Below are 9,744 nucleotides of genomic sequence, written 5' to 3'. Positions count from 1 at the left end.
GGCATGTACGGCGGTTACACCGAAATGGCCAGCGTGGCCGCGGCCGAGCTCGGCGCGGCGGACGAGCAGAAGCACCTGCTGGCGTTCACGCCGCTGGTGCGGCGCACCGTGCGCCAGCTCAGCTCGCAGGTCGGTGGCACCATGGACCGCGACGACATGATGCAGATCGGCCTCATGGGCCTGCTCGAGGCCCTGCGCCGCTACGGCGAGCCCGACGACCGTTTCCCCGCCTTCGCCAGCCTGCGGGTGCGCGGCGCCATCCTGGACGAGCTGCGCCGCCAGGACTGGCGGCCGCGCTCGGTGCGCCAGGAGAGCTTTCGCCTCAAGACCGAGGTGCGCGAACTCACGAAGCGCATGGGGCGCGAACCCACCGAGGCCGAGGTGCTGGCCGGGCTGGACATCAGCCCCGAGGCCTACCTGGCCTACCAGCAGGACAGCAACGCCGAGACCCTGGCCAGCTTCGACGACATGTTCGACGCGCTGTCCAACGAGGCGTCCGCCCAGCGCTCGCCAGAAGCCGAACTGGTGCTCAAACGAAGCCTACAGCAGGCTTTGGGCACGTTGAGCGAGCGTGAACAGCGCGTCATTCAGCTCTACTACGAATACGAACTGAGCCTCAAGGAGATCGCGGCGGTGCTGGGCTTGACCGAAGCCCGCATCTGCCAGATCAACAAGGCCGCCCTGCAGAAGATGAAAACCGTCCTGCAGACCGACTGACCGATTTTTCAAAGCCCAGCCATGCAACTCTTCGTCGGCGCCCTTGTCATCCTCCTCACCGTCTTCGGCGGCTTCCTGCTGGGCGGCGGAGACCTCGCGGTGGTCTGGGAACCGGTGGAACTGCTGATCATCGGCGGCGCCGGCCTGGGCGCCATCATCGTCGGCAACCCACGGCACGTGCTCAGCGAGATGGGCATCCAGCTGCGCAAGCTGGTCGGCTCGCGCAAGCAGGGCGAGGAGTTCCAGCGCCAGCTGCTGCTGCTGATGTACGAGCTGCTGCAGACGGCCGCCGGCGGCATCAAGGCCCTGGACGCCCACGTGGAAGAGCCGCACAAGAGCGCGATCTTCATGAAGTACCCGCTGGTGCTCGACGAACCCAAGCTGCTGCACTTCATCGTCGACAACTTCCGCCTGATGGCCATCGGCAAGATCAACGCCCACGAGCTGGAGGGCGTGCTGGAGCAGGAGCTCGAGACCATCCACGAGGAACTGAACCAGCCGGCGAAGTCGCTGCACAAGATCGCCGAGGCCATGCCCGGCTTCGGCATCCTGGCCGCCGTGCTGGGCATCGTGATGGCGATGAACTCGGTGGGCGCCGGTGCCGGCGCGGGCGAGATCGCGGCCAAGGTGGCCGCGGCCATGGTCGGCACCTTCATCGGCATCTTCCTGTGCTACGCCGTGCTCGACCCCATCAGCAACATGATGAAGCAGCTGGTGAAGGAGGAGATGTCGCACATGGAAGCCGTCAAGGTGGTGCTGGTCACCCATGTGTCGGGCAAGGTCGCGCTGCTGGCGATCGACGCCGGGCGCCGCCTGGTGCAGCTCAACATCAAGCCCAGCTTCTCCAAGCTGGAGTCCTGGATCAACGCGCTGGAGGGCCGCGAAGAGGAGCCCAAGCAAGAGTTCAATCGACGCGCGGGGGATCGCCGTGTCCAAGCTTGACCACGCCACCATCGTCAAGCGCGCCTCGCGGCGCCACGACGAAGAGGCGCACGGCGGGGCCTGGAAGGTGGCCTTCGCCGATTTCGTGCTCGCGCTCATGTGCCTGTTCATGGTGCTGTGGGTGCTCGCCGCGCGCGACAAGGAAGAGCTCAGCGGCCTGATGACCGCCAGCGGCGGGCACGTGGTCAACGAAGGTCGCGGCCCCCGCGTCGAAACCGTGGGTGGGCCGCGCGGCAGCCTGATCGAGCGTTTTCCCATGCCGGCCAGGGGGTCGGGCGGTGGCCCGATGGCGGGCGAGCAGGTGGGCGAGGTGCAGCCGCGCGAACCGGGCCAGCGCGTGCGCTACGAAACGCCCGCGCAGCTGCAGGACCTGGCCGAGCTGCTCAAGCTGATGAGCGAGCAAGCGGGCCTGCAGGCCAACCTGCAGACCATCGTCACGCCCTACGGGCTGCGCATCATGCTGCACGACACCGACCGCGAAGGCATGTTCCAGCTCGGCAGCGCGACGCCCGGCGCGAAATTCAAGGACATGCTGCGGCGCATGGGCCCGCTGTTCGCGAAGATCGAAAACAGCATGCTCATCGTCGGCCACACCGATGCCAGGCCCTATGCCGGCGCGGGCCCGCACACCGCATCGAACTGGACGCTCTCGAGCGACCGCGCCGCCGCCGCGCGCGCGCACCTGATGGATGGCGGCATGCCCGCGCGCAACGTGTTGCAGGTGGTCGGCATGGCCGATCGCGCGCCCTTCGAAACCGGGGACGCTCACGCCAGCGTGAACCGGCGCATCGAATTGCTCGTGCTCACCGAAGGCCAGAGCGGGGCCATCGCCGCCATGTTCGGCGCGCCCACGGACCAGCACCCACTGGTGCCCGGCGTGCAGACCGAGATGCCCAGCCTGGACGTGCTCGCGGCGCTGCGCGCGTCCCTGCTCAAGGCCAGCCAGGGCATCCCCGGCCTGCAGCAGGTGATGGACCGCGGCGCCAACCACCCCCCCGTCACCCCATGAACGCCCTTCAGGCCGCAGGCGAATGCAAACCCGACGAACGCGAGGAGATCGCATGAGAATTTCCGGCAACCCCGGCACCGAGCCTGCCGCCGCGGCGCGCGCCGCCGACGCGCCCCGCACCGAGGCGGCCAGCGCCGGCGCGCCCTCGGTGGCCACCGCGCCGGCCGCGCTGGCCTCGGGCGTCATGCAGCCCGCCATGGACGCGCTGCGCGGCATGTCGGACGTGGACACGGCCCGCGTCGCCGAGATCCGCGAAGCCCTGGCGCGCGGCGAGATCCGCTTCGACGCCGGCAAGCTCGCCAGCCTCATCACGCGCTACCACGGGAGCCGGCCGTGAGCGTGCGGCGCGAGTGCGTGGCCTTCCTGGAGCTGGTGCGCGACGACCAGACCGACTTCCAGGCCATGCGCGACCTGCTGCAGGCGCAGTTCGACGCCGCGCTGCGCCACGACCCCGTGCGCGTGGCGGCCGTCTGCGAATCCATTTCGGCACTGACCGAGCGCATCACCCAACGCGGCCACGAACGGCTCGCGCTGGCGCGGCGCATCAGCGGCGCCGACGGCCACGCGGCCTACGAGATGGTGCAGCAGGCCTTGCCGCACGGCGTGCGCGCCACCGTGAAGCAGTGGTACACCGACCTGCAGGCGATGGTGACCGAGTGCCAGCGCCTCAACGCGCGCAACTGCGACCTGCTGATGGGCCAGTACGAGATCATGCAGCGCGTGCTCAACGACGAGGTGCACACCTATGCGCCTGCCTGACGCGCGCTTCGCGGCGGTGTCGCCCGCCATGGCGATGGACGGCATGGCGCCGCTGCCGCGCGCGGGCGCGGGTGGCTTCAGCGCGCTCATGCGCTCGGTGGACGGCGAGGTGCGCCGCTTCATCGCCCAGGGCTCGGGCGCCAGCCTGCCGGGCGGGCTCACGCCCGAGGCCGCGTCGCTGCGCCTGCGGATGGCCACCGTCGAGGCGCCGGGCGTCCGCCCTGCTTCGGGCGAGGGGGTGCCCGAGGCCGAACGCGCCGCCTTTCTCAACCGCATCGCGCCCTGGGCCGAAAGCGCTGGCCGTGCGCTGGGCGTGGCGCCCGAACTGGTCGCGGCCCACGCGGCGCTCGAATCGGGCTGGGGCCGGCAACCGCTGCGCGCGGCCGACGGCAGCGACACGCACAACCTGTTCGGCCTCAAGGCCACGGGCGGCTGGAAGGGCGGCACCACCGACGCGCTCACCACCGAGTTCAGCGAGGGCGAGGCCCACAAGACCACCGAGCGCTTCCGCGCCTACGCCGATCCGGGCGAGGCCTTCCAGGACTACACGCGCCTGCTGCGCGACAACCCGCGCTACCGGGGCGCGGTCAACGCGGGCCAGGACGCGCGGGCCTTCGCCCAGGGCCTGGCGGCGGGCGGCTATGCCACCGACCCGGCCTACGCCGGCAAGCTGGAGCAGGTGGCCCGTCAGATCCAGGGAGCCAACCGATGAGGCGCCAGCGCTATTCGGCGGGTTCGACCACGCCCTCGTCGACGACGCGCGCGCTCAGCGTCTTGCCCGACGCGGTGTTGCGCACCCGCACCAGCTCGCCGAGCGAGCCGGCCTGCAGGCTCTCGCCCGCGTTCTCCACCGACACGCCGCCCTGGCGCGCGACGATGCGCACGGCCGCCCCGCGCTTGACCAGCACGGCCTTGTTCAGCAGGCGCGCCTGCAGCACCTGGCCTTCGCGCAGCGCGCGCCGGCTCGACTGCCCCACCGCGTTCTCGACGATGCCCAGGGCATCGGCCATCTGCGTCACATCGCGCCGCTCGGGCCGCACGTCCGCGGCGGTGAGTGCCTTGCCGGCGGCGATCGCCCCGGCGCTGACCAGCACCTCGGCCTCGAGCGCCACGCGCGCCACGAACTCGTGCGTCCAGCCCGGTGTGTCCGGGCAGCTCACCTTGAGCGGCATGCGGGTCGGGTGGCGGGCGTCGCCCAGGTCCACCGCGACCGGGCTGGCGCACTGCAGATTCGCGGGCGCGCGGCTGCCCAGCTTCACGCTCACTTCAGGGGCTTTCCAGCCCAGGTCTTCGGCGTGGGCAAGCCAGTGCGCGCGCACCGCCTGCTCGACCTGCGGCAGCACGGGCGCCGCCACCGCGAGCGCGGGCAGGGCGCCGAACCAGACAAGCAACTTCAAACAGAAAGGACTGCGCATGGGTATCGATATCGGGCAAGTGATCGCGGTGCATGCCGACGCACTGCAGTTGCGGGCGGAGCGGACCAAGGTGCTGGCCTCCAACCTCGCCAACGTGAACACCCCGGGCTACCAGGCCCGCGACATCGACTTCGCCGCCAGCCTGGAACGGGTGATGAGCGAAGGCGGGGAGGGGCTTGAAACGGGCGATGGCGGCGAGCTGATGTACCGCGTGCCGCACCACCCTTCGGCGGATGGTAACACCGTGGAATTGGGCGTCGAGCAGGCGGCTTTCGCGCAGAACGCGGTCGGTTTCCAGACCAGCCTGACCTTCGTCCAGATGAAATTCAAGGGCCTGGCGCAGGCCATCGCGGGGCAGTAAACATGTCGTTCGAAAGCATCAGCCGCATCGCGGGCTCGGCCATGTCGGCCCAGACTGTGCGCCTCAACACCATCGCCAGCAACCTCGCCAACGCCGAGGCCGCCTCGGGCGTGGAGGGCGACACCTACCGCGCGCGCAAGCCGGTCTTCGCCACGATTTACGACAACGGCGGCAACGGCGCCACGCCCGGCGCCAGCGTGCAGGTGCTCGACGTGATCCAGAGCGACGAGCCGCTGCGCCGCATGCACCAGCCCGACCACCCGCTGGCCAACGAGGCCGGCGACATCTACCTGCCCAACGTGAACCCCGTGGCCGAGATGACCGACATGATGTCGGCCTCGCGCGCCTTTGAAACCAGCGTCGAGGTGCTGACCCGCACCCGCCAGATGCAGATGGCCGTGCTGCGGCTGGGAGAGTCCTGACTATGGAAGCCATCACCGATCTGACCCAGAAGTCGGCGCAGACCGCCGCCGAAGCGCCGGTGGCCGCGAACGCGGACGCCGGCACCAAGGACATGTTCCTCAAGCTGCTGGTGGCGCAGGTGCGCAACCAGAACCCGCTGGAGCCCAGCGACCCGGCCGAGTTCGTCAACCAGCTCACGCAGCTCAGCCAGACCGAAGCCATGCAGAACGTGGTGGCGCAGACGCGCAACAGCGCCTCCATGCTGGAGAGCCTGCAGGTGCTCTCGCTCGGCGCCCAGGTGGGCAGCCAGGTGTCCGTGGTCACCGAGTCGGTGATCCTCGGCACCGAGAAGGTCTCGGGCAGTTTCGAGCTCGACGCCGCGAATTCCAACCTGGCGGTGGTGCTCACGGCGCCAGATGGTCAGAAACACCGCGTAGAGCTGGGTGCCCAGAGCGCCGGCACCGTGTATTTTTCAGTGGACCCCCAGGCGCTGGGCCTGCCGGGTGGCAGCTACGACATCGCCATCGATGGCGGCGAAGGCGTGTCCCCCGATGTGGAGATCCAGAGCGAACTCACCAGCGTGAAGCTCTCGCCCACCGGCGGTGTGCTGCTTCAGGTGGCGCACCTGGGGGACGTGCCTTCCCATGCCATCACCGGCTTTTTCGGCCGCCCGAAGACCTCCAACAGTTGATTTAAGGACCTCCTTCCATGAGCTTCAACATTGCCCTCGGCGGCGTCAACGCCATCAACACCCAGCTGGAAGCGATCAGCAACAACATCGCCAACGCCGGCACCTACGGCTTCAAGTCCAGCCGCGCCAACTTCGCCTCGATGTACGCCGATGGCCAGGCCATCGGTGTGGAGGTCGGCTCCATGTCGCAGACCATAGGCACCAGCGGCGGCGCGCTCAACACCGGCCGCAGCATGGACGCCGCGATCCAGGGCAAGGGCTTCTTCGTCACCAAGGACACCAACGGCGAGACCCTGTTCACCCGCGTGGGCATCTTCGGCGCCGACAAGGACGGCTACGTCACCGACAGCTTCGGCCGCCGCGTGCAGGGCTATGCCGCCGTGCCCGGCAGCACCGCGCTCGGCGCCCTGGGCGACATGCAGATCGAAAAGGGGCAGCTGCCGGCGCAGGCCAGCAGCACGCTCGACTACGTGGGCAACCTCTCGGCCGACTGGCCCAACCCGGCCGTGGCGCCGTTCTCGCCGACCGACCCGCAGTCGTACAACGGTTCCATGGTCTCGGTGGTCTACGACTCGCAAGGCACCAAGCACACGGTGACGCAGTACTTCGTGAAGACCAACCCGAACGAAGTCACGGTGCACTACACCTTCAACGGCGCGGCCTTGCCCGCGGGCTCGCAGACCGTGCTGCAGTTCAGCACCGCCGGCCAGCTGCTGACCCCGGCCACGCCGGTGACCAAGAACCTGCCGGTGCCGGCCACGGTGGCGCCGATCGCGCTGGCCGTGAACTACAACGGCACGACGCAGTTCGCGGGCCAGGCCACCACCACCGTCAACGCCAGCAACGGCTACGCCTCGGGCTCCTTCGTGGGCGTGGCGCTGGACAAGGACGGCTCGGTGCTGGCCCAGTACAGCAACGGCCTGAAGCAGCGCGTGGGCACCATCGCCCTGGCCAACTTCCCCAACGAAGACGGCCTGGTGCCGGTGAGCGACACCAGCTGGGCCGTCTCCAACGCCAGCGGCGAGCCGCTGTACGACGTGCCCGGCGCGGGCCAGGCCGGCACCATCAGCCCCGGCTCGCTGGAGCAGTCCAACGTCGACATGACCGGTGAGCTGGTGGGCCTGATGACCGCGCAGCGCAACTACCAGGCCAACACCAAGGTGTTCTCCACCCAGCAGGCCATGACCCAGGCCCTGATGCAGGCCGTCTGAGCCCCTTGCCATGGATGCCCTGATCTACACGGCCATGAGCGGCGCGGAGCGCACGCTGCGCGAGCAGCAGGTGCGCGCCAACAACCTGGCCAACGCGGACACGCCCGGCTTCCGGGCCGACGTGGCCTTCAGCACCGCGCTCGCGACCCCCGGCTACGGCTACGACGACCGCCACATGAGCCAGCTCAACGCCGACGGCGTGAGCGCGCGCCACGGTGTGCTCAAGTCCACCGGCCGCGAGCTGGACGTGGCCGTCACGGGCGAGGGCTACTTCGCGGTGCAGCACCGTGGCGCGCAGGAGGCCTACACCCGTTCGGGCCAGTTCACCGTGGATGCCGACGGCACGCTGACGGTGAACGGGCGCCCCGTCGTCGGCGATGGCGGCCCTATCGTGTTGCCGGCCTTCACGCGCGTGGACATCGCGGGCGACGGCACGGTCTCGATCCAGCCGCCGGGCCAGGAGGACTTGCAGCCGGTGGACCGCATCAAGACCGTGCGGCCGCTGGGCGGCGAGGTCACGAAGAACGAAGCCGGCCTGATCGTGGCGCGCGACGGCCAGCCATTGCCGGCCGACGACACCGTGACCATGCGCTCGGGCCACCTGGAGGGCAGCAACGTGTCCGCCGTCGAGGAGATGGTGGCCACCATGACACTGAGCCGCGATTTCGAGGTGCAGATGAAGCTGTTCGGCTCGGCCGAGCGCATGTCCGAGGCGGGCAACCGCCTGCTGCGCGGCTGAGCCGGCCGCGCCCCCCCCCCGTTCAACCAACCAGGAAACACACCATGAATCCCGCCATGTGGGTCAGCAAGACCGGCGTGCAGGCGCAGGACGCCAAGCTGCAGGCCATCGCCAACAACCTCGCCAACGTCAACACCGTGGGCTTCAAGCGCGACCGCGTGATGTTCGAAGACCTGTTCTACCAGGTGGAGCGCCAGCCCGGCGCCGCGCGCGACGAGAACACCAACGCGCCCACCGGCGTGCAGCTGGGCAATGGCACGCGCGTGGTCGGCACGCAGAAGGTCTTCACCACCGGCAGCCTGCAGACCACCGGCCAGCAGCTGGACGTGGCCATCGTCGGCCAGGGTTTCCTGCAGGTGGAGCTGGCCAACGGCGACACCGCCTACACGCGCGCCGGCCAATTGCAGCCCAGCCCCGAAGGCCGGCTCGTGACCGCGCAGGGCTACCCCATCGTGCCGGACATCACCATCCCGGCCAACGCGCAGTCCATCGTCATCGGCGAAAACGGCGTGGTCAGCGCCAAGATCGCGGGCGAGACCGAACTCACCGAACTGGGCCAGATCACGCTCGCGGGCTTCGTGAACCCGGCCGGCCTGGTGGCGCTGGGCGACAACCTGTTCCAGGAAACCACCGCCAGCGGCGTGCCCACCGAAGGCGTGCCCGGCGAAGAGGCCTTCGGCAAGCTCAAGCAGGGCGCGCTGGAAGGCTCCAACGTGCAGGTGGTCGAGGAAATGGTGGAAATGATCTCGGCCCAGCGCACCTACGAGATGAACACCAAGGTGCTGTCCGCCGCCGACGGCATGCTGCAGAACCTGGCCCAGGCGGTGCGCTGATGCGCGCGCTGGCCGTCCTCACCCTGGCGGCGGCCACCGGGCTCGGTGGCTGCGCGGCCATCGTGCCGCCGGTGGCGCCGCCGCTGACCGACGCGCCCATGCCCCCGGTGCAGCCCATGGCGCGCAAGGGCCAGTCGGGTGGCTTGTTCAACCCCCAGTCCGCCTGGGTGCTGACCAACGACAGCCGCGCCTTCCGCTCCGGCGACGTGCTCACGGTGATCCTGGCCGAGACCACGCAGGCCAGCAAGCGCTCGGGCACCAGTCTGGACAAGCGCAGCAGCGCGAGCGTGCAGCCCCTGACCATCGCCGGCAAGGTGCTCGACACCAGCGTGGGCCTCTCGGCCGACCGCGAGTTCTCCGGCGGCTCCAGCAGCACGCAGCAGAACGCGCTGGAAGGCGCGATCACCGTGGTGGTGCACGAGGTGATGGCCAACGGCCTGCTGCGCGTCTCGGGCGAGAAGAGCCTGTGGCTCAACCAGGGCGAGGAGTTCATCCGTCTCAGCGGCTTCGTGCGCGCCGAGGACATCGACGCTACCAACCGCGTGTCGTCCCAGCGCATCGCGAACGCGCGCATCGCCTATTCCGGCACCGGCACGCTGGCCGATGCCAACAGCCCGGGCTGGCTCACCCGCTTCTTCACCAGCCCCTGGATGCCTTTCTGAGAT

At 69.5% G+C, this 9,744-nt stretch carries 14 protein-coding genes; 13 read left to right on the top strand and 1 reads right to left on the bottom strand.

Annotation, left to right across the window (positions count from 1 at the left end; translation table 11 throughout):
- Positions 1-3 precede the first annotated feature (3 nt).
- The 6 genes from fliA to AC1Q9M_RS09320 are packed head-to-tail and all read left to right on the top strand — an operon-like array spanning position 4 to position 4,139.
- On the top strand, positions 4-717 hold the full coding sequence (fliA, locus tag AC1Q9M_RS09345) for an RNA polymerase sigma factor FliA (RefSeq protein ID WP_382163946.1): 714 nt from the start codon (positions 4-6) through the stop codon (positions 715-717).
- 21 nt (positions 718-738) lie between these two features.
- Positions 739-1,659, top strand: coding sequence for a flagellar motor stator protein MotA (motA, locus tag AC1Q9M_RS09340; protein ID WP_382325352.1), 921 nt, complete (start codon positions 739-741; stop codon positions 1,657-1,659).
- Complete coding sequence (locus AC1Q9M_RS09335; protein ID WP_382325350.1) at positions 1,646-2,668, top strand: flagellar motor protein MotB; 1,023 nt, start codon at positions 1,646-1,648, stop codon at positions 2,666-2,668. Before motA ends, AC1Q9M_RS09335 begins: the two co-directional genes overlap by 14 nt.
- Positions 2,669-2,720: 52 nt before the next feature.
- The gene (flgM, locus tag AC1Q9M_RS09330; RefSeq protein ID WP_492433463.1) at positions 2,721-3,005 is read left to right on the top strand and encodes a flagellar biosynthesis anti-sigma factor FlgM; all 285 of its coding nucleotides are present in this window, start codon (positions 2,721-2,723) and stop codon (positions 3,003-3,005) included.
- Complete coding sequence (gene flgN, locus AC1Q9M_RS09325) at positions 3,002-3,427, top strand: flagellar export chaperone FlgN (protein ID WP_382157183.1); 426 nt, start codon at positions 3,002-3,004, stop codon at positions 3,425-3,427. The genes flgM and flgN overlap by 4 nt, the downstream gene beginning before the upstream one ends.
- A complete protein-coding gene (locus AC1Q9M_RS09320) occupies positions 3,414-4,139 on the top strand; it encodes a glycoside hydrolase family 73 protein (RefSeq protein ID WP_382326502.1) in 726 nt (241 codons plus the stop codon). The genes flgN and AC1Q9M_RS09320 overlap by 14 nt, the downstream gene beginning before the upstream one ends.
- Before the next feature lie 10 nt (positions 4,140-4,149).
- Here AC1Q9M_RS09320 and flgA read toward each other — a convergent pair whose 3' ends face one another.
- A complete protein-coding gene (flgA, locus tag AC1Q9M_RS09315; protein ID WP_382325344.1) occupies positions 4,150-4,824 on the bottom strand; it encodes a flagellar basal body P-ring formation chaperone FlgA in 675 nt (224 codons plus the stop codon).
- A 16-nt stretch (positions 4,825-4,840) separates the two neighbouring features.
- Between flgA and flgB the strand changes: the two genes are divergently transcribed.
- The 7 genes from flgB to flgH are packed head-to-tail and all read left to right on the top strand — an operon-like array spanning position 4,841 to position 9,741.
- Positions 4,841-5,203, top strand: a complete 363-nt coding sequence (gene flgB / locus AC1Q9M_RS09310) for a flagellar basal body rod protein FlgB (protein WP_382157188.1) — start codon at positions 4,841-4,843, stop codon at positions 5,201-5,203.
- Between the two features lie 2 nt (positions 5,204-5,205).
- Complete coding sequence (gene flgC, locus AC1Q9M_RS09305; protein ID WP_382325342.1) at positions 5,206-5,625, top strand: flagellar basal body rod protein FlgC; 420 nt, start codon at positions 5,206-5,208, stop codon at positions 5,623-5,625.
- A 2-nt stretch (positions 5,626-5,627) separates the two neighbouring features.
- Entirely contained in the window at positions 5,628-6,296 is a 669-nt protein-coding gene (locus AC1Q9M_RS09300; RefSeq protein WP_382325340.1) for a flagellar hook capping FlgD N-terminal domain-containing protein, read from the top strand.
- 17 nt (positions 6,297-6,313) lie between these two features.
- Positions 6,314-7,507 carry a flagellar hook protein FlgE gene (locus tag AC1Q9M_RS09295; RefSeq protein WP_382157194.1) on the top strand — a complete coding sequence of 398 codons (1,194 nt, stop codon included), beginning with the start codon at positions 6,314-6,316 and terminating at the stop codon, positions 7,505-7,507.
- Between the two features lie 10 nt (positions 7,508-7,517).
- Positions 7,518-8,246, top strand: coding sequence for a flagellar basal body rod protein FlgF (locus AC1Q9M_RS09290; protein WP_444686767.1), 729 nt, complete (start codon positions 7,518-7,520; stop codon positions 8,244-8,246).
- A gap of 44 nt (positions 8,247-8,290) precedes the next feature.
- Complete coding sequence (gene flgG / locus AC1Q9M_RS09285) at positions 8,291-9,079, top strand: flagellar basal-body rod protein FlgG (RefSeq protein ID WP_382325336.1); 789 nt, start codon at positions 8,291-8,293, stop codon at positions 9,077-9,079.
- Positions 9,079-9,741, top strand: coding sequence for a flagellar basal body L-ring protein FlgH (flgH, locus tag AC1Q9M_RS09280; RefSeq protein WP_492433458.1), 663 nt, complete (start codon positions 9,079-9,081; stop codon positions 9,739-9,741). Before flgG ends, flgH begins: the two co-directional genes overlap by 1 nt.
- Positions 9,742-9,744: the final 3 nt, after the last annotated feature.

Source organism: Hydrogenophaga sp. GW823-FHT04C09, from assembly GCF_058796355.1.
The sequence above is the reverse complement of the archived record's forward strand: the minus strand, read 5'-3'. Positions and strand labels throughout refer to the sequence as shown.